Source organism: Altericroceibacterium spongiae, from assembly GCF_003610805.1.
Taxonomy (GTDB): Bacteria; Pseudomonadota; Alphaproteobacteria; order Sphingomonadales; family Sphingomonadaceae; genus Altericroceibacterium; species Altericroceibacterium spongiae.
Genome location: NZ_RAPF01000004.1, coordinates 145624 through 164119, shown reverse-complemented (window position 1 = coordinate 164119; position 18496 = coordinate 145624). Strand labels below are relative to the sequence as shown.

Genomic DNA, 18496 nt, shown 5'->3' with positions numbered 1-18496 from the left:
TTGAGATTGGGAAAACGAACGTGAGCGACCACTCCGCCCGTCTCTGCACCTACTTGCTCTGACTGCGCCAGCGCTGAACGATCCGGTCCAGCATCGCCGGATCGATCGCCATATCGCGCCAGGCTTTCGAAAAGCTCGGATCGTCCGAAGCCGGCCGCCGGGACTCTTCCAGTTCATCGAAAGACACACGCACCGGCACGGTCACGCCTTCACCGCAAATGATGCATTCACGATTACGCAAGGCAGCGATGGAATCGAGAAAACCGCGCGCACCTTCAGGCATGGCCGCCCGCACGAAAGCCTGATCGCGCTCATTATTGAGCCGCATGGACAGGATCGTGCCGCATTGCGACAGAACGCCTTCGGCAAGATCGGAGGGACGCTGCGTTATCAGACCCAGCGAAACGCCGTATTTGCGCCCTTCCTTGGCGATTCGTGACAGGACACGGCCAACCGAACTGCCATCGGCATTCTTTTCATTGGGAACGTAGCGATGCGCTTCCTCGCAAACGAGCAGCAGCGGGCTCGTCGCTTCGGTGCGCCCCCAGATGGCGAAATCGAACATCAGCCGACTGAGCAGCGCCACCACCGTCGCCGTGATATCGGACGGTACGCCTGAGACATCGATGATCGAGATCGGCTTACCCTCTCCCGGCATACGGAAAATCTTGCCGAGAAACTGCGTCATCGTGTCGCCCACCAGCATTCCGGAGAACATGAAACTGTATCGCGGATCGCCTTTCAGATCCTCGATCTTGGATTTGATACGGATATACGGGATCGAGGAGGTTGCCTTGTCGAGCTGCCCCATTTCATCCTGCAATGACTTGGTGAGATCGGACAGGAGATAGGGGATCGGCGAGTCCACCGTGATCTTGCCGAGACTTTCGGCAAGCCGGTTCTTCGAGCGCGCTTTCAGCAGGCATTTGGCCAGAATATCGGCATCTTCCTGCCGGGAATCGCCGGTCGAGGTGAGGAACGCTTCGCAATGTTCCTCGAAGTTCATCAGCCAGTAGGGCATCTGCAGATTGCCGACATCGAAAATCTCCCCGCTATCGCTGAACGCGGCGGCATATTCGCCATGCGGATCGATCATCACGATATGCCCTTCGGGCGAAGCATCGCAGATCCGGTGCAGGATCAATGCTGCGGCGGTCGATTTGCCGGTGCCGGTCGAACCCAGCAGCGCAAAATGCTTGCCCAGCATGGCATCGACATAGATCCCGGCACGGATATCGGCCGTCGGATAGACCGTGCCGATCTGAATGGCGGAGCGCCCGTCCGAGGCATAGACCTGTCGCAAATCGGCATTTCCGGCAGGATAGACCGGCGATCCGGCCATCGGAAAGTGGGTGACACCCCGGCGGAAACGCTCCAGCTGGCCCGGTATCTGCCCGGCATCGCCTTCGCCCATGAAATCGATATGGGCGAGTATGCCATGGCGGCCGTTATGCGTGCCCTGCGCCTGATCGCGCAGATTGGCGAGCACCCAGCCCGTGCTACTGCGGATTTTGACCTGACTGCCGACCTGCCCGGCCTGCGCCACGCTTCCATCGCTATCCACCGCACATTCGCGCAGCCGCTCCATATCGAGGAATATGCGCGAATCCGATCCGGAAACCTCCAGCACCGCCCCGATGGGCGGGCCGGGATCGGCCGCCGCAGGCTCAGCTTGCACAAAGGTGGAACCACTCGCTTCGAACGGGCGATGGTCAGCAGCCTCACCCGGTCCGGGTCGTTCAAAATCGGTCATATCGCGTCCCTGTGTTTTTGTTGCCGGTTACCGGCAAGTTACGGGGAACATACGAGTATCTGCGTTAAAAAGCGGTCAATGCCGGTGTGCAGCTCATGTCAGATGAAAGAGAAGAGCCGCCCGGCCAGCCAGCCCATAAACACAGACAGGAACACTGCGAAAAGGCCGTAAAACAGCGAATAATCCTGCGCATATTGCGCGACCAGCCCCTCGAGACCGGCCTTGCGCACATCGACATCCGCTGTCGCCGATGCGATGACACGCCCCTTGGTGATGGCGAAGGTCTCCGCTGTGTAACGCCCCGTCTGCACATTGGATGGCAGCTTGATCCGTGCCTGATACAGCACGCCTTCGCTGATCGTCACACCTTGCATATCCTGCTGATACAGCCCCTGCCGCTCCCGCAGATCGACCAGCCCGGCCTTGAAACGTGTCTGCTCTTCGGGATCGATCGCACCGATCGGCGAAAGCTGCATGAATTTGAGGCCCAGCTCATAAATCGCCGCTGTGCGCTCATCGACGATTTCGTCGATCGGGCGCGAACTTGCCACGGCGAAATAAGACGGGGCAGAGCGAAAAGCCGTATTGTTGGCATTCACCCAGATGCCGAACACTTTCTGCTTTTCACGCAGCCGGATCGCATCGGTCGGCCCCTTGAGCACCACGACGATATCGTATTGCGAGGCGGCGCGGCTGCCGCTCGGATCGAGAATGGCGCCGTAAAGCAGCAATTCTGTGCCGGTGAAGCCCTGTCGCACTTCGATATCGTGCTGCGAAACTTCGGGCACCAGAATCGGATCGCGCTGCGCTGTCAGAGCGAAAAAGGCCAGCAACAGGAAAGTCAGCCGCTTCACAGCGGTACCACCGAATAAACCTCGCTCGGCCGAATTCCGAGCCCGAAAGCCATGCGCAACGCCACGGCAAGAACGATCAAAGCGAGAATCAGGCGGAGAAATTCGGGCTTGGCTTTCTCGGCGAATTGCGAACCGAGCTGCGCCCCCGTGACCGAGCCGACCAGCAGCAACCCTGCCAGCACCACATCCACCGCCTTGGTAGTCAGCGCGTGCATCATGGTCGTGACCATGGTGACGAAAAGGATCTGGAACAGCGAAGTACCGACCACGACATTCGCACTCATGCCCAGAATATAAAGCATGGCGGGAACGAGAATGAAGCCGCCGCCGACCCCCATCAGCATGGTCAGAACGCCCACGCCCATGCCCAGCAGCAGCGGCGCGAGCGGTGAAATATAAAGGCCCGAGCGGTAGAAGCGCCAGCGCAGCGGCAGGCTGGCAACGATCGGGTGATGACGCCGCCTGGCCGCTTTGCGCGGACCTTTTCCCTTGCTCATCAGCGTTTGCAGGCTTTCGCGCCCCATGAGCGAGCCGATCGTGCCCAGCAGCACGACATAGAGAATATTGATCGTCGTATCGATCTGGCCGATCGCTTCGAGCAGGTTGAACAGGGCCGCGCCGATTCCGGTGCCGATCACCCCGCCCACGACCATGACCGAGCCCATCTGATAATCGACTCCGCCGCGCCGCGTATGCGCGAAAACGCCCGATACGCTTGCCCCGGTCACCTGGCTGGCAGCCGATGCCGCAGCGACGGTGGGCGGTATGCCATAGAAAATCATCAGCGGTGTGGTGAGAAAACCGCCACCGACGCCGAAAATTCCTGACAATATGCCGGTTGCCGCACCCAGCAGGATGATGACCAGTCCGTTGACCGCAAGATTGGCGATGGGAAGGTAGACATCCATATCTTGCGGTTAGCCCAGTCCGGAGCGAGAGGAAAGCGCTCAAACGCGTTCGATCACAGCTTTCACCCGTTCAAAAGCCAGCAGATACGGTCAGCACCGGACCGGAACCCGGCTCCGCATTGCCGGCAACACGAAACCGCCAGTCTGCGGCGAACCGGGCCATGGCACGGCCCAATTGCAGATTCATCAGAAGGCCGGGGCCAAAATCGACCCGCGATGTCCCCTTCTGCGCTCCGCCCCACAGCCCCACCCCAAGCTGGAAACCGGCCGGTCCGAGTGTCCCTGCAGGCCGGTCTATGCGCGCCTGCCCGTCCACAAAGGGGGTTTTCCACCGGCCGCCGACATATCCTCCCTGCAAATAGACTTCCGCCCGGCTGCCTAAAGGCAAAGCGAAAGGAGGAAACTCGCTGACCGCAAAAATCGAAGGGCGCAGATCGTAAGTAGCGCCGGCCTTCGTCACGCGCGCTTCGGCCGACAGCGCAACCGGTATATCGGGCAGGGGCCTCACCGAAAGGCCCGCCGCCGCTTCGCTTTCCTGCACACCCTGCAGGGCCTGCGAACCGCGGATATAAGCCTGAGGGCGATGACTGCTGCCCGGCGTCAGCTTATAGCGCAGCACGGCGCCCATCTGACTGCGCCCGTAAGAGGGTTGAGACGGGGCAGCCTGCGTCTCGTCATCAGGGCGGAGCAACAGCCAGCCATCGGCAGACCAGCGCGAACCCGTTTCCCCTCGCGCATCCTCGGGCACGGGCGCGGTTAGCACAGCGTCGGACGGGTCGAATGCAGGGCGTGCCTCCTGTCGCCGCGGCGCAATGGCACGTCTGGCAGTATGCGGGGCCGACAAGGTCATTCTCTGCTCCTGACCGGCCGCATGAGCGAGCGGCGGCAATTCCTGCCCGTAGCGGGAAGCCGCAAGCGGGCGGGTGACCGGGGCCGGTACAGATTGCATCTTCTCGGCAAAGTCGTTCTCCGAGCCCAAATCGCGCCGCTCCTCCTCCGCAACCGCCGAAGGTCGTTGCCCATAGGGGCTGCCCCCGTTTACCGGTCTGACAGGCGCAAAGTAGGAGAGAGCCCGGTCAGACCCTGCCCCTAAGACGCTTTCCTCGGCACGCAGACCTGCACCAGGCTCTGCCTCTTCCGCGCGGAAGAGCTCTGCTCCCGGATCGTCCTGCCGGATAGTATCCAGCACGAAAGCGCCATCCGTTTTTCCGGCATAAGAAGACGATTGTGAAGAAAATCCGGAAAATTCCGACATATCATTTACAGAATAAGCACTAACCGGTGCATTATTATAATATGCAAAACGATATATAACCCACATTAAAAGAATAAGAACGATAATATAAATCGGGCTCCCACTCTTTAATGATTCCGTTTTCATTCATCCTTTTTACAGTAATTTTGCGTAGGATGAGCATGATGAATAGTCTTGTCCCATTTTGGCGCAACGCCTTTCATGCTTTTTACATAAGCCGTCAGCGCTCGGCGGCCTGCCAGAATGGCAATCAAATTGGCTACAGGAATCCGAAAAATCGCCAGAATGCCTTGTCCCCAGCCATATTCCCGGGCGGTAAATGCAAAACGCATCAGCACGCGCCAGCCCAGCCCGATAATATTGGCCGCAACCAGAAAGCGGATCAGCGGTCTGGCGGGAAATGGCGGCAAGGCCCCCGTCCAGCGCAACAGGCCAAGCCCGATAACAAGAATCAGCAAAAGATAGCTGACCGCCAGAACGATCGCCGCAAAAGGGCCGCGCCGGTCACGCAGGCGCATCCACATTTCCAGCGGATCGCCGGTCCAGCCGAGCCGGTCCCAGCCTTGCAGCGCGATTCCCTGAATCCAGCGTGCTTTCTGGCGGATCGCCGCTTCCAGCGTGTCAGGGAAATAGGCTCTTGTGGCCACCAGCTCACCATCTTCACCGCGCGCCCGCAGAAAGAGCGACCGCGCGCCGAACTGTCTGACCCGCAGGCCCAGTTCGTAATCCTCGGTCAGCGATTCGGAGGAAAACGGGCCGGTAGCACCCTCTCCGGCAGCTCGCGCCCGCTGTGCCATCCGGTCGAGCAATCTTCGTGAAAAAGCGCAGCCAACTCCGGCAGCAGGCAATCCGGTGCCCAGCGCCTGCCTCACCGGCAAGGCCTTGCCATGCGCCTCGGCAAATTCGTCGCAATAATGGCCGCTGACGAACGGCGATGCCGGATGCGGCTGAGGCAGGACCGGGAGCTGAATGAAATCAGCATCTTCCAGCGCCCGGTCGCATAAAGCGAGCGCTGCCGGATCGACCATATCCTCGGCATCGTGCAACATGACCATACGAAAGGCCTCGCCGCGCAGCCCTTCTTCGAGCGACAGAACGGTCAGCAGACGGTTGAGACAATCCGCCTTGGTGGTCGGCCCGTCCACCTCATGCACCACCACTTTCACGCGCGGATCGCCCTTTGCTGCCTGCATCGCCGCTGCAATCGTGCGTAAATCGTTGCGATAACAGCCGATGAACATCGTCAGCCGTTCCTGCGGCCAGACAGCACGGGCATGGCGGATCGTATGGCCGATTACGCCGTCTTCCTGCCATGTGGGAATCATCAGCGCTGCAGGCCCCAGCAAAGAAGACTGCTCGGCAGCGAGACGCGAAATGCGCCTTGTGCGGATACGCCCGGTCAGCCGCATCCAGAACCACAGCAGATCGACCGCCAGTTCGTCCGCCACACCGATCAGCAGAAAGATGCCGGCGAAGAGCAGCAATTCCCTTTCAGCGATCAGCACCCATTCGAGAAGCGGAAATGCCCCCATTTCCATCATGATTCCCCCAAGTCCCCGCAGGTCAGGCTATGCCGAATGTCGATTTTTGGCAATTGTTCTCCAGCAAGGCTTGCAAGAGCGCGTTAATTGCGAAATGGGAAACATGATGTCTCAGCCCACAATCATCTCCGCCGCCGCCCGTCCGTTTAAGGCGCTGTTCAACAGCGATGCCTTTGAAGGGGTGCTGCTCATCATCGTCGCGCTGATTGCGATCCTGATCGCCAATTCACCGCTCGCGCATGATTACCATTCGCTCTTCCACGGAACGCTTAGCTGGACACCGATTGCCAAGCTCGACAATCTGCATCTGTGGATCAATGACGGGCTGATGGCGATCTTCTTCTTCGTGGTCGGCCTCGAAGTGAAGCGCGAGATTATCGCGGGCAACCTCTCGGACCCTGCGCAGCGTCGCCTGCCGGTCCTGTCTGCCATGGCGGGTATGGCGGCTCCGGCGCTGATTTATTTCCTCCTCGCCGGGAGCGAACCCAATCTCAGCCGCGGCTGGGCGATTCCGGCAGCAACCGATATCGCTTTCGCCATGGGCGTGCTCGGCCTGCTCGGCAATCGCGTGCCCGGCCCCCTGCGGCTGTTTCTGCTGACGGTAGCGATTGTCGACGATATCGGCGCCGTACTCATCATCGCTTTGTTCTACACCGCCAATATCAAACTTGCCTGGCTGATCGCCTCGCTAATCGTTGCAGCGATCATGTTTGGCATGAACCGGTTCCGGGTGGACCGGATCTGGCCCTATATTATCGGTGCGCTGATCCTGTGGTTCTGCGTGCTCAATTCGGGCGTTCATGCGACCATCGCGGGGGTCGCCGCCGCGCTTACCATACCGCTGCACCGGCGCGACGGACACAGCCTGCTCGAAAATATTGAACATGGGCTGGTGGGCTGGAACGCTTATCTGATCGTGCCCCTGTTCGGCTTTGCCAATGCCGGTGTGGAACTGGATGGAATCGGGCTGGACGGGGTATTCGCACCGTTACCGCTCGCCATTGCGGGCGGCCTCGTCATCGGCAAGCAGCTCGGTATTTTCAGCAGTATCGTGATTGCCGACAAGCTGGGCTTCGCCAAACGGCCCGAGAATTCCTCCTGGTTGCAGATCTGGGGCATGGCGGTGCTGTGCGGGATCGGTTTCACCATGAGCCTGTTTATCGGCGCGCTCGCTTTCCCGCGCTATCCGCTGCTGGTGGAAGAGGCCAAGATCGGCGTGCTGGGCGGCTCGGTCATCTCGGCACTGCTCGGCTATATAATCCTGCGGCTGGCCCCCACCAGAGCGAATGCGGAGAGCGAAGAGACCGAAAGCGCGGCGGACTGACTGACGCCTTTCTCATCCATCGAAACCCAAAAGGGGCGGCTCCGCAAAGAGCCGCCCCTTTTTGTGTCGCTCCGGCAAAATGCGAAAGGCTGGAAGATCTTACCAGCTTCCGGTATTTTCCATGCTTGCCCAGGGTTCCTGCGCCGGCAGCGCGTCGCCTTTCTGAAGCAGTTCGATGGAAATACCGTCGGGCGTCCGGATAAAGGCCATATGCCCGTCACGCGGCGGTCGGTTGATCGTCACGCCATGATCGGCGAATGTCTGACACATCGCGTAAATGTCATCCACTTCGTAAGCGAGATGGCCGAAATTGCGCCCGCCTGCATAGGTTTCCGCCGGGCTGCCATCTTCGGCGGGCCAGTTATAGGTCAGTTCCACTTCGGCAATCCCTTCCTGCCCCGGCGCGGCAAGGAAGATGAGCGTGAAGCGTCCGGCTTCGACATCCTTACGGCGGACTTCTTCGAGCCCCAGCAGATTGAAGAAAGCGATGGTCGCATCCGCATCGGTTACGCGGATCATCGTGTGGAGAAATTTGGTCATAAGATGGGCCTCCAGAGGGTGAGAGTGCATCGCACCTGCCTCTAGGGTCAGGGCTCCTCCGGCACAAGAAAAAGCCCGCCCTGTTGCCAGAGCGGGCTTTTCCGAAAAGACGCAGCGCTTTTTAGAAGCTGGCGCTCAGCGTGGCGACAACCGCATCGTCGGTGAAATCATAGGCACCCGGCGCATAATCGCCTTCGGCCGCGACATAAGACACACCCACGCTGATATTCTGGGTCAGCGCATAATCGGCACCGATGGACCAGTCGAAGGCATTTCCGTCATTGGTATAGGTCAGGAAATTACCGTCGGTGTAACCGAGATGAGCGGACAGTGAGACCGGCGTATTCGGCACGCCGAGCCCCAGATCGGTATAGACATACAGATTGTCATTATCGCCGAGCGAATTCTGTTCCGGCGCATAGGCCACCCCTACCGTGGCGCTGGCCGGGCCCATCGCGAAGCCGACCGAACCGTACATTTCGATATAGTCGTAATCGACCCCCGGCGCGTCCGGCGCATTGGGATAAACATAATAGATAGCGCCGACATCGACACTGACCGTATCGGTCAGATTACCGCTCCAGCCGCCATAAAGGTCGAGTTCGGTATGGCCGTAACCCACTGTGTCTTCATCGAGCGAAGACCCCCAGGTTCCGATATAGATACCGCTCGAATGGCTGAGATCGACACCACCCTGAATCGCAATATCACCACCCGAATAATCAACGCCGCGGAAGCGGTATTCGCTGACGATCGCCGTATTGGCGGACAGTGAAAAATCTGAATCCTGTGCCATGGCCGGAGCAGCCGCGAAACCGGCACCGGCAACAATAGCAGCAGCCACAAGGCTGCGGACGGACGTAAGCATATGGCAATTCCCTCAATTGCTGAATTTCTGCCTAAGTCCCACCTGCGCGCTCAGGGCCGCTTCTTTATCGAGCGATCTCCGTTGAGCACGTAATGAAAATGCCTTTCCATGCGTGTTCAAACAAGGATTATTGCGCGATAATCCCATTATTCCGAATTGTGTGGACTTTCAGCACCACATTCAGCTTCTGTTTATGCTGAAATCGCCACACTAAGATATTTCCTCTTCTCAAAATCGGGGCATACTGAGACATCGTCTTCATGCGGAAATTTTTCGATAAACTGCTCGGCAAGGCATCTGCTGAAACCGTTGCGCTCGGCTCTCATGCGGCTGTTCCCGGAGGCCGGCGGGTCTATGCGGTGGGCGATATTCACGGGCGGCTCGATCTGTTCGAAGCACTGCTTGCGAAGATCGATGCGGATGACGCAGCGCACGGTCCGGCGCAGACCACGCTGATCCTGCTGGGCGATCTGGTCGATCGCGGGCCGGACAGCGCGGGTGTCGTGCGCCTCGCCCGCAAGCTTCAGAGTGAGCGCGACATGCATATTCTGGGCGGTAATCACGAGGAAATGTTTCTGCGCGGCTTCGAGGAAACCGATGTTCTGCGCCCCTTCCTGCGCCATGGCGGCAAGGAAACCCTGCTAAGCTTCGGCGCCGATCCGGCCGCGCTGCGCCGCGCCGATATCAAGGAGGCGCAAAAGCTCATGCAGCAGACGGTTCCGCAGGAGGACCGCGACTTTATCGCCGGTTTCGAAGAGCATGTGGTGATCGGAGATTACCTCTTCGTCCATGCCGGGATCGAACCGGGCACCCCGCTCGACGAACAGAAGAGCGAGCATAAACGCTGGATCCGCGAACCCTTCCTGTCGCACCCCGAAGAGCATGAACATGTCGTCGTGCATGGCCATACGATCACCCATGACGCGCAGGATCGCGGCAATCGCATCGGGATCGATACGGGGGCTTTCGAAAGCGGACGACTGACCGCGCTGGTGCTGGAAGGGCAAAATCGCCGCTTTCTGCAAACGCGCGTGGAAGGCGATGACGAAATTATCTGCGACGCCTGGATACCGGAACATTTCGAAGCGGCCTGAGGCAGTCCGAAACCCGCCCCTTTCGCTTTTTCTGCGAAACGGTACGCCAGAGGGTCTGTAAGCCGGGTTCTGTCAATGCGGCCCGTATCCCGAAGGACGCAGCCGCAAAGGGCAACCATTCATCTTGGCGACGCATTGCTGCGTGCGCTCCAGCAACCAACCCGGGCGTCCTCGGTCCGAAACAGACCTGCCGATAAATCGGCGCGGCGCCCCTATTCGGTTTTGCTCCGGGTGGGGTTTACCATGCCGCTTCCGTTGCCGGTCGCGCGGTGCGCTCTTACCGCACCCTTTCACCCTTACCGTGAGGCATGAAGCCTCTTTGGCGGTTTGCTCTCTGTGGCACTTTCCCTTGCCCCTTGCGGGGCCGGCGGGCGTTACCCGCCACCCTTGTTTCGTGGAGCCCGGACTTTCCTCGGCGGGTGCGAATGCCCCGACGCGGTTGCCCAACCCTCTGGCGTAAAACGCTACCTAGTCTTTCCGCGGTCACGATCAAGCAGCAAGGCGAAAAGAAGTGCCCCGATTTCCAGATCGATCTCCCCATCGATCCGTTCGGGCCGCCAGCGCCGCTGAAATGCGGTAACAGCGGCGCGCCCGTCGGAAATATCGTAACCGAAGCGTTCGAGCGCGAGATAGAAGGCCCCCTCATTGGGGAACGGATCGCCCAGCTTCACTTCGGGCCGCCCCAGCGCGAGCCGGTGGCGGGCCAGCCGCGACCAGTCGAACAATTCGCCCGGATCATCCTTGCGTGCGGGCGCGACATCGGAATGGCCCACCACATTGGCGCGCGGAATATCGTGTTTCCGCACGATCTCCCCGAGCAGCGGCAGCAACGATTCCATCTGCGCTTCGGGAAAAGGGCGATAGCCCCATTCATGCCCCGGATTGACCAGTTCGATCCCGATACTGGCCGAATTGACGTCACTTTCACCACGCCAGTAGGATCGCCCGGCATGCCAGGCACGCTTATCCTCGGCCACCAGCCGCGATACGGTGCCGTCTTCATCGATCATGTAGTGGGCCGAGACTTCTGCCGCCGGATCGCACATGCGCTCCAGCGCCTCGGCCGCGCTTCTCATGCCGGTATAATGCAGAACCACCATCGAAACGGGGGCCTTGCGCTCATTGAAATTGGGCGAAGGCGCCTCTCGATGGATCAGTTCCTGCATATCAGACCTGTGGCAAAACCGCGCCCAGAATCAGCGCATCGTCCTGCTGCATATATTGCACACCGCCACCTGCATTGTCAGCCAGCAGATACATCATATAGGCGGGCGCCGTCCGCGCGGAAATGCGGCTTTCGTCGAGCGATCCGTCCAGCGCTTCTCCGATCGTCGGATCGAAAGCGATTCGCGTGCCCGAGGCACGCACCACCAGTTCGGTCGCCTGCTCACCCCTTTCGCCCGCAATATCGAGCTTGCCGCCGCGCGGCAGCGCATCCATGCCGATGGCCGCGAGATTGAGCAGCATCTTCACCGCCGGTCTCGCCATCTGCGTACCGCCGACCTGCCAGTCCAGCGTGATACGGCCATTATCGCCTGCCAGTGCTGCAATCAGCGCGCGCGGCTCTTCCAGTGAAACCATATCGTCCGCGTGCCCTGCCCCGCCATAGGCCAGACGGAAGAATTTAAGCTTGCTCGCACTGATATGAGCGCTCTGTTCCAGCAATTCGAAACAGCGCTGCCGCATATCGGGGTCCTGCTCTTCGGACAGCAGTTCCAGCCCGTTGGTCAGCGCACCGACAGGGCTGAGCATGTCATGGCACAGGCGGGAACACAGAAGGGAAGCAAGATCGGCGGGGGAAACTGTCATATAAATTCCGGTACTGTAATTCTCGGGGAAAACCCGGCGTGATAAAAGAATGTCTGAACAGGCTGCGACAGAATGCGAAAACCAGTCCGGCGCGAATCGGCATACAGGCCGCTGCACACCGTTCCGCTTTCCCATTACAGGCAGCCATGCTTTTGCAATCCTTAGCTATCTGTAATGCGATAAGAAAGCTCCGCAAAACCCTCAGGATCGTCCGTCCAGAACGTTACGTCGTCTTTCGCTATAATCGCCCACACCTTTCCATCGCCTGACGCCCTGGCCCGATCGGTCGGCGAAGGGGCCGCCCGACCCACCGGATGCGAATGGAAATAACCGATCAGCTCCGGCCCGCCCTGTCGTTCGGCCCGATGGGCATCGATCAGCGCCTGCGGATCGATTTCGAAATGGCGCAGCGGCTCGGCGGCCACATTGCGGACGGGCACGGCGCGGTCGATTATACCGCTCGCCCCCAGCAACAACCCGCAAGCCTCCTGCGGCAGAGCGTCCGCGGCAGCCATGCGCATGATCGCCAGCGCTTCTGAACTGATACGGACAGATGAATCGGTGATAGGCGCTCTCCTTCACTTGCCAGGCGGCGCAAGCTTACCCATTTCATAGGCATGGGGGCGACAAATACCATCCGGGGTGTGCTTGCAAGCGACGGTCAGCGGCTCGACAAGGCGCTGAGCGATGCCACCGAACTTTCGCGCGAACGGATCAAGGCGCTGATTGCCGAAGGGCAGGTAACGCTCGACGATGCGCCCCTTACCAACGGCAAAGCCAAAGCCCGCGCGGGCAGCCATTTCACTATCGATCTGCCGCCCGCTGCCGAGCCCGAAGCGAAGCCGCAGGATATTCCGCTCACCATCGCTTATGAGGATGCCCATCTGATCGTGGTGGACAAGCCCGCCGGCATGGTCGTGCATCCCGCAGCCGGCAATCCCGATGGCACGCTGGTCAATGCGCTGCTTTATCATTGCCGCGGCCAGCTTTCGGGCATTGGCGGCGTTGCCCGCCCCGGTATCGTCCATCGGATCGACAAGGATACGTCGGGCCTGCTGGTGGTGGCGAAAAGCGATGCCGCCCATGAAGGGCTGGCGAAGCAATTTGCCGATCACTCGCTCGAACGCGCTTATTATGCCGTCACCAACGGGGCTCCGATACCGCCATCGGGTACAGTCCGCGGGCGAATCGGGCGCTCGGATACGAATCGCAAGAAAATGGCCGCGCTGTCCGACGATTCGACGCGCGGCAAACATGCAGTGACGCATTATCGCACACTGGAGCGGCTCGACCATGCCGCGCTGATCGAATGTCGCCTCGAAACAGGGAGAACGCATCAGGTACGCGTTCATATGGCGTCAATCGGTCATGCGCTATTAGGGGATCCTGTATATGGACGCCCCCATGCCCGGATTCGCCCGGTTTTGAACCGACTCGCATTCCACCGTCAGGCCCTGCATGCAGCCATTCTCGGTTTTGTCCATCCGGTCAGCGGAGACCGGCTGCACCTCACAAGCGACATGCCGGAAGATATGCGGGAACTGATCGACGAAATCGGTCATTTAAATCGATGAAATGCGAACAATACCGTCCGAATTCGTGTATAAGGATGGGCAGATACGTGGCCGCACCCCGCTGATGCCCGGCAGGGGTCAGCAAATCGCGGTCGACGCAGGAAAGGTTTGGGTATTATGAGCAACACAAAAAAGAGCACAGCGCTGACTGTTCCCGCCCTGGGCGGTGAAAACAGCCTCAACCGCTACCTCACCGAGATCAAGAAGTTCCCGGTCCTGAAGCCCGAGCAGGAATATATGCTCGCCAAGCGTTATCAGGAACATGGTGATCCCGATGCGGCAAAACAACTGGTGACGAGCCATTTGCGACTCGTGGCGAAAATCGCCATGGGCTATCGCGGTTACGGCCTGCCGGTGAGCGACCTCATTTCCGAAGGCAATGTCGGCCTGATGCAGGGTGTGAAGAAATTCGAGCCCGATCGGGGTTTCCGCCTCGCCACTTATGCCATGTGGTGGATCAAGGCCTCGATGCAGGAATTTATCCTGCGCAGCTGGTCGCTGGTCAAAATGGGTACCACTGCCGCGCAGAAAAAGCTGTTCTTCAACCTTCGCCGGATGAAGAAAAATCTCGAAGCCTATGAGGATTCGGATCTCAGCGCCGAAGATGTCGCTCAGATCGCTACCGATCTGGGTGTTCCCGAACAGGAAGTCATCAATATGAACCGGCGCATGATGATGGGCGGCGATGCTTCGCTGAACGTCTCCATGCGCAATGATGAAGAAGGTTCGGGCCAGTGGCAGGACTGGCTGACCGATGATCGCCCCTTGCAGGACGAAACGGTCGCCGATGCAGAAGAAGCGTCCTATCGCCACGACATGCTGATCGAAGCGATGGACAGCCTCAACGATCGTGAGAAACATATTCTCAGCGAACGGCGCCTGACCGAAAATCCGCAGACGCTGGAAGAGCTTTCGCAGGTTTACGAAGTCAGCCGCGAACGGATCCGCCAGATCGAAGTGCGCGCTTTCGAAAAGCTGCAAAAGGCGATGCAGCGTATCGCCGGCGACAAGCTGCTTCCCGCCGAAGCCTGAAATCAAAGGCTGCCAGGCCGGGCGAACGGTTCGAAAAGCCCCGGAGCGCCAGATGCTCCGGGGCTTTTTCATGCCTGTTTTATGCAGGCCGGACAGAGCGACTGCGGAAAATGAATATGCGGCGCATATCCGGGAACAGTCCGATTGCGCAGCGATGATGCAGCGGATAAATCGGCGGGATCATGCTTCTTGCCATCACCCGCTTCATCGCCTGGATCGTCGTCTGGTTCTGCATTATCAGCGTCGGGCTCGTGCTGCTGTTCCGCTTCGTGCCGCCGCCGGTGACGGCAACCATGCTGCTCGACGATAATGGCTATACGAAAGACTGGGAGCCGCTCAGCCGGATAGACCGCAATATGGTCAGCGCGGTGATCGCGGCCGAGGATTCGAAATTTTGCAGCCATGACGGATTCGATCGCGAGGCCATCGAAAAGGCGATCGAACATAATGCGCAGGGCGGCCGGATTCGCGGCGGCTCGACCATTTCGCAACAAACCGCGAAGAATGTTTTTCTGTGGCAGGATGGCGGTTATGTCCGCAAGGGCCTCGAAGCCTGGTTCACCCTGCTGATCGAAAGCATCTGGGGCAAACGGCGGATCATGGAAGTCTATCTCAATGTCGCCGAAACCGGAATCGGCACTTACGGCGTCGAAGCCGGTTCGCAGCGTTATTTCAAACATAGCGCCGCGCGGCTCTCGCGTTCGGAGGCGGCCCGCATGGCTGCCGCCCTGCCCCTCCCCAAAAAGCGCGGCGTGGTTCACCCGACAGGCTTCACTCGCCGCTATGGCAACACCATTCAGGCACGCATCGGCGTTGTCCGGCGCGATGAGCTGGACGCCTGCATCTATCGGTAGGAAAAACGCGCGCTGCGGAAGCGAGATGCCGGATCATGCAATGTCCGGTCGTTCGTTGCCCCCGCGGCAGGCGATATGGTTCTGTTAATGCGGTTTATGGCCCCGATAGAGGCGCTTATGGCCCTCATCGGAGCCCGTCTGCGCCCGCTATAGTGGTAAAAATGGGGTCAGTCGGGCTTAATCATCTGCTTTGGGCGTCACCCAGACATCCACCGGCGCAATGAATTTGCCCGGTGCCGGTTTGCCGACATCGACCCTTTCGGCATTCACCAGTTCGCCGGTTTCAAGCGTAAAAGACGCCCAGGGTTTGGGCATCCGGCCGAATGTCATCTTCTGGATGGGGCGGCCGGTACGGGTGTTCATGATTGTTGCGATAATGCTCATGGCACTGCGGTAATCGGCCCGGCCAGGATTCGGAATATGGCCTGCAGGATAATTGTGGATTGCCCGGCAAAGGCAACCTAATATTCTGAAAACAAACAAAAAGGCGCGGAAGAGTTCCCCCTCCCGCGCCTTTGTTCGAGCTATGCCCGGATTGGCTTAGTAACCGATAATCAGCGAGATGCTGGCTGCACGCGGCGGGCCGATCTGCACATATTCACTCGTCGAAGCGAGGCCGGAAGTATAGTTGCCGACATAGAGATTATCGAACAGGTTGGTCACATTGACCTGCACGGCCATATTGTCACGGAAGTTATACCGCGCATCGAGATCGACCAGCGTGTAACCGTCAATCTTGATGGTGTTGATATCGTTCAGATAACGCGAGCCGGTATACTTAACCTGAGCACCCAGCTGGAAGTCACCGAATTCAACCTGTCCGCGACCGCCAACACTCCAGCTCGGAGCGCCGCCTTCACGCTTGCCACCAGTAGCGACGAAGAACTGATCGCCGACATTCATGCAGGGGTTTGTCGCATCATCGACATTATCCTGGTCACAAATGCCACCCAGAATGTCGTTCTTGATTTCGGAGTCGTTCCACGAACCGAACACATAGAGCATCGTCTGCTGGGTCGGCTTCCACGCGACCGAGCCGTCGATCCCCCATTTGTTCACCTTGCCGAGGTTACGATAGATCGATTCATCGAGCACCGGATCGTAGGATGATGCCAGACGATCCTTATACTGAGTGAAGTAACCGGCCAGCTGCGCCTGAATCGTGCCGCTCTGATAACGGGCACCGAAGTCGAAACTGTCGGTCGTTTCCGGAGCGGGACGCGCTTCTTCCGCATCGACGAAATAGAGCGAGTCATACAAAGGATCGGTACCGGGGACCGAAAGGCCCTTGGCATAATTGAAGAAGATCGATCCGTTTTCGACCACATCAAGCGTGAAGCCCACATTCGGCAGCAGCTTGTCATAGGTGTATTTGCGCGACAGCGGGGCCACAGCATTCGGATTGGCAGCTTCGTAAGCCGTCGGATCCTGCGTACCGATGCAGTCCACATAACCGCTGGCCGAGGTCGTGTAGCAATACTGATTCAGTTTGCGAGTAAAGAAAGGAGCGCGCAGGCCGAGGTTAACTGCGAGCGGACCGAAATTACCGCTATATTCACCGGACACCTGATTCAGGATCGCGAAGGATTTACGGTTACGCTTGTTCAGCTCGAAACCGTCCGCCGTAACCAGCGCATCATCCATCGGGAAAACGTCAGCGATTTCGCCATTGGACCGCATCAGCGATGTCTGGCCAGTCTGGCGATGGCGGGCGTGATCGAGCGTATAGGCGATACGAACGCGGTGGTCGGGATTGATCTCGTAAGCGAGCGAAGCGATCAGGCCATAACGGCGAGTGCGCGTCTGGCTCGGATCGTTACCGTTCACTTCATCAAGCATGTCCCCGTCACCATTGAGGTCCATGCCGTAATAATAACTGCCGCGAATAAAGCCGGTATATTCGACACCGCCGACATTGCGCGTCCCTTCCAGCAAAGTCTCATCGCCGCCGCCATTGGCCTTGACCCACTGGAAGCTGGGATCGACCGTCAGAATGAGGCCATCGGAAAGAGTGAAGCGCGAAGAACCGCGGATATTACCCGTATTGGAGGGGTTATAACGGCGATCGAATTCCATGCCGCATTCATTCGGCTGATCGGCCACACCGGTAACCGCACCGGGAATGGTGCAAGGGTAATCGATGTCGTAAAAACGGTCAGCCTTGGTGTCGGGGAATTCGTCGGTCGTGTCCCCTTCGCCAGTGAAGCGCTTGGAACCGAAGAAGTTGTTGCGATTGACGTTCACATGCGCAGCAAGCGACATGAAATCGCCATTGTCGCCCAGCGGCTGATAGATGCGGCCGTTAAACTGGGTCTTCTTGTTTTCGCCGTAATTGTTGAACGGGTTGTCATAGTTGAGCGTGCTGGCCGAGATGAAGGCACGCAGACCGCCATCGGTCAGGCTACCCGTATCGACCATGCCGAAAAACCGGTAATAAGGGCGATTACCCGAATGGTTGGCCAGAATGTTACCGTAGCTGGCAGAAGCCATCACACCGGCTTCTTCATCGGGAACACGGGTAAGCAGGTTCACCGTACCGCCCACTGCCGAAGCCGTCGGGCTATCGACGTCGGTGGTGCCCAGATTGACATTCACTTCCTGCAGGATTTCCGGATCGACCTGCTGGTTCGTGTACATGGCGTAGTTGCCGGAATCGTTCAGCGGAACACCATCCAGCGTTTGCGATACGCGGTCTGCCGAGAAGCCGCGAATGGTGAAGCCACCACCGCCCGACCCCCAGGGATCGTTGTTCTGGAAGCTGACGCCCGGAACGAGATTGATGATATCGTTGACCGTCTGCCCCGGGCGCTGTGCGCGAATAATTTCTTCGCCCAGTACCTGCTTGGCTTTGGGCGTGTTGGGAACTTCCACACCACCCACTTCGTTCTGCCACGCACCGGTGACAACGATTTCATCTTCCTGGAAGTCGATCGACCCGGTCGATTGTGCATGAACCATGGCGGGCATTGCCAGCGCCACCAATGCACTACTGCGAAGGAGCATTTTCTTCATTATGCTGATCCCTTGTCTGTCTCAGACACGAATATGGATGCGGTGACGCTCTAATTGATATTTGGCGCCTGCCACTGA

17 protein-coding genes and 1 other RNA gene are annotated in these 18496 nt (G+C 58.9%); 5 read left to right on the top strand and 13 right to left on the bottom strand.

The features are described 5' to 3' along the window. Positions 1-49 precede the first annotated feature (49 nt). The 5 genes from D6851_RS09140 to D6851_RS09120 all read right to left on the bottom strand — a co-directional run bounded on the left by D6851_RS09140 (position 50) and on the right by D6851_RS09120 (position 6311). Positions 50-1753, bottom strand: a complete 1704-nt coding sequence (locus D6851_RS09140; RefSeq protein WP_120324589.1) for an ATP-binding protein — start codon at positions 1751-1753, stop codon at positions 50-52. 98 nt (positions 1754-1851) lie between these two features. After that, entirely contained in the window at positions 1852-2607 is a 756-nt protein-coding gene (locus D6851_RS09135; protein ID WP_120324588.1) for a TIGR02186 family protein, read from the bottom strand. Then, complete coding sequence (locus D6851_RS09130; protein WP_120324587.1) at positions 2604-3515, bottom strand: sulfite exporter TauE/SafE family protein; 912 nt, start codon at positions 3513-3515, stop codon at positions 2604-2606. The genes D6851_RS09135 and D6851_RS09130 overlap by 4 nt, the downstream gene beginning before the upstream one ends. 70 nt (positions 3516-3585) lie before the next feature. Beyond that, complete coding sequence (locus D6851_RS09125; protein ID WP_183030043.1) at positions 3586-4704, bottom strand: hypothetical protein; 1119 nt, start codon at positions 4702-4704, stop codon at positions 3586-3588. Between the two features lie 188 nt (positions 4705-4892). Continuing rightward, positions 4893-6311 carry a glycosyl transferase family protein gene (locus D6851_RS09120; protein ID WP_338014744.1) on the bottom strand — a complete coding sequence of 473 codons (1419 nt, stop codon included), beginning with the start codon at positions 6309-6311 and terminating at the stop codon, positions 4893-4895. Between the two features lie 103 nt (positions 6312-6414). Between D6851_RS09120 and nhaA the strand changes: the two genes are divergently transcribed. Beyond that, a complete protein-coding gene (gene nhaA / locus D6851_RS09115) occupies positions 6415-7635 on the top strand; it encodes a Na+/H+ antiporter NhaA (RefSeq protein ID WP_420797104.1) in 1221 nt (406 codons plus the stop codon). A gap of 99 nt (positions 7636-7734) precedes the next feature. Here the strand turns inward: nhaA and D6851_RS09110 are convergent, their stop codons facing one another. Together D6851_RS09110 and D6851_RS09105 are read right to left on the bottom strand one after the other, a co-directional pair. After that, positions 7735-8175 carry a VOC family protein gene (locus tag D6851_RS09110; RefSeq protein WP_120324584.1) on the bottom strand — a complete coding sequence of 147 codons (441 nt, stop codon included), beginning with the start codon at positions 8173-8175 and terminating at the stop codon, positions 7735-7737. A 121-nt stretch (positions 8176-8296) separates the two neighbouring features. Next, positions 8297-9043, bottom strand: coding sequence for a TorF family putative porin (locus D6851_RS09105; protein WP_120324583.1), 747 nt, complete (start codon positions 9041-9043; stop codon positions 8297-8299). A gap of 260 nt (positions 9044-9303) precedes the next feature. Here D6851_RS09105 and D6851_RS09100 point away from each other — a divergent pair, with 260 nt between their 5' ends. Beyond that, positions 9304-10137, top strand: coding sequence for a metallophosphoesterase family protein (locus D6851_RS09100; protein WP_120324582.1), 834 nt, complete (start codon positions 9304-9306; stop codon positions 10135-10137). 42 nt (positions 10138-10179) lie between these two features. On the opposite strand, the gene rnpB is transcribed toward D6851_RS09100, so the two are convergent. The 4 genes from rnpB to D6851_RS09080 form a co-directional block, all read right to left on the bottom strand. Beyond that, positions 10180-10592, bottom strand: an RNA gene (gene rnpB, locus D6851_RS09095) — RNase P RNA component class A. 9 nt (positions 10593-10601) lie between these two features. Next, positions 10602-11303, bottom strand: coding sequence for an N-acetylmuramoyl-L-alanine amidase (locus D6851_RS09090; RefSeq protein ID WP_120324581.1), 702 nt, complete (start codon positions 11301-11303; stop codon positions 10602-10604). Between the two features lies 1 nt (position 11304). Next, the gene (locus D6851_RS09085; protein ID WP_120324580.1) at positions 11305-11946 is read right to left on the bottom strand and encodes a histidine phosphotransferase family protein; all 642 of its coding nucleotides are present in this window, start codon (positions 11944-11946) and stop codon (positions 11305-11307) included. A 161-nt stretch (positions 11947-12107) separates the two neighbouring features. Beyond that, positions 12108-12467, bottom strand: a complete 360-nt coding sequence (locus D6851_RS09080) for a M67 family metallopeptidase (protein WP_120324579.1) — start codon at positions 12465-12467, stop codon at positions 12108-12110. Between the two features lie 96 nt (positions 12468-12563). Between D6851_RS09080 and D6851_RS09075 the strand changes: the two genes are divergently transcribed. The 3 genes from D6851_RS09075 (at position 12564) to mtgA (ending at position 15406) form a co-directional block, all read left to right on the top strand. Next, positions 12564-13520 (top strand): RluA family pseudouridine synthase, encoded by a 957-nt coding sequence (locus tag D6851_RS09075; protein ID WP_120324578.1) that lies wholly within the window; start codon positions 12564-12566, stop codon positions 13518-13520. Between the two features lie 117 nt (positions 13521-13637). Next, positions 13638-14552: an RNA polymerase sigma factor RpoH gene (gene rpoH, locus D6851_RS09070; protein ID WP_120324577.1), complete on the top strand. Its 915-nt coding sequence runs from the start codon at positions 13638-13640 to the stop codon at positions 14550-14552. A gap of 182 nt (positions 14553-14734) precedes the next feature. Next, complete coding sequence (gene mtgA / locus D6851_RS09065) at positions 14735-15406, top strand: monofunctional biosynthetic peptidoglycan transglycosylase (protein WP_120324576.1); 672 nt, start codon at positions 14735-14737, stop codon at positions 15404-15406. A 177-nt stretch (positions 15407-15583) separates the two neighbouring features. Here the strand turns inward: mtgA and D6851_RS09060 are convergent, their stop codons facing one another. Together D6851_RS09060 and D6851_RS09055 are read right to left on the bottom strand one after the other, a co-directional pair. Then, the gene (locus D6851_RS09060; RefSeq protein WP_120324575.1) at positions 15584-15790 is read right to left on the bottom strand and encodes a hypothetical protein; all 207 of its coding nucleotides are present in this window, start codon (positions 15788-15790) and stop codon (positions 15584-15586) included. Positions 15791-15946: 156 nt separating this feature from the next. Beyond that, positions 15947-18418 (bottom strand): TonB-dependent receptor, encoded by a 2472-nt coding sequence (locus D6851_RS09055; RefSeq protein WP_120324574.1) that lies wholly within the window; start codon positions 18416-18418, stop codon positions 15947-15949. Between the last annotated feature and the right edge of the window lie 78 nt (positions 18419-18496).

What these genes read in the sequence shown, in the direction of transcription:
- D6851_RS09140 (WP_120324589.1), bottom strand. Translation starts at nt 1,753, where the DNA reads ATGACCGATTTTGAACGACCCGGACCGGGTGAGGCTGCTGACCATCGC.
- D6851_RS09130 (WP_120324587.1), bottom strand. Translation starts at nt 3,515, where the DNA reads ATGGATGTCTACCTTCCCATCGCCAATCTTGCGGTCAACGGACTGGTC.
- D6851_RS09120 (WP_338014744.1), bottom strand. Translation starts at nt 6,311, where the DNA reads ATGATGGAAATGGGGGCATTTCCGCTTCTCGAATGGGTGCTGATCGCT.
- nhaA (WP_420797104.1), top strand. Translation starts at nt 6,415, where the DNA reads ATGATGTCTCAGCCCACAATCATCTCCGCCGCCGCCCGTCCGTTTAAG.
- D6851_RS09110 (WP_120324584.1), bottom strand. Translation starts at nt 8,175, where the DNA reads ATGACCAAATTTCTCCACACGATGATCCGCGTAACCGATGCGGATGCG.
- D6851_RS09105 (WP_120324583.1), bottom strand. Translation starts at nt 9,043, where the DNA reads ATGCTTACGTCCGTCCGCAGCCTTGTGGCTGCTGCTATTGTTGCCGGT.
- D6851_RS09100 (WP_120324582.1), top strand. Translation starts at nt 9,304, where the DNA reads ATGCGGAAATTTTTCGATAAACTGCTCGGCAAGGCATCTGCTGAAACC.
- D6851_RS09090 (WP_120324581.1), bottom strand. Translation starts at nt 11,303, where the DNA reads ATGCAGGAACTGATCCATCGAGAGGCGCCTTCGCCCAATTTCAATGAG.
- D6851_RS09085 (WP_120324580.1), bottom strand. Translation starts at nt 11,946, where the DNA reads ATGACAGTTTCCCCCGCCGATCTTGCTTCCCTTCTGTGTTCCCGCCTG.
- D6851_RS09080 (WP_120324579.1), bottom strand. Translation starts at nt 12,467, where the DNA reads ATGCGCATGGCTGCCGCGGACGCTCTGCCGCAGGAGGCTTGCGGGTTG.
- D6851_RS09075 (WP_120324578.1), top strand. Translation starts at nt 12,564, where the DNA reads ATGGGGGCGACAAATACCATCCGGGGTGTGCTTGCAAGCGACGGTCAG.
- rpoH (WP_120324577.1), top strand. Translation starts at nt 13,638, where the DNA reads ATGAGCAACACAAAAAAGAGCACAGCGCTGACTGTTCCCGCCCTGGGC.
- mtgA (WP_120324576.1), top strand. Translation starts at nt 14,735, where the DNA reads ATGCTTCTTGCCATCACCCGCTTCATCGCCTGGATCGTCGTCTGGTTC.
- D6851_RS09060 (WP_120324575.1), bottom strand. Translation starts at nt 15,790, where the DNA reads ATGAGCATTATCGCAACAATCATGAACACCCGTACCGGCCGCCCCATC.
- D6851_RS09055 (WP_120324574.1), bottom strand. Translation starts at nt 18,418, where the DNA reads ATGAAGAAAATGCTCCTTCGCAGTAGTGCATTGGTGGCGCTGGCAATG.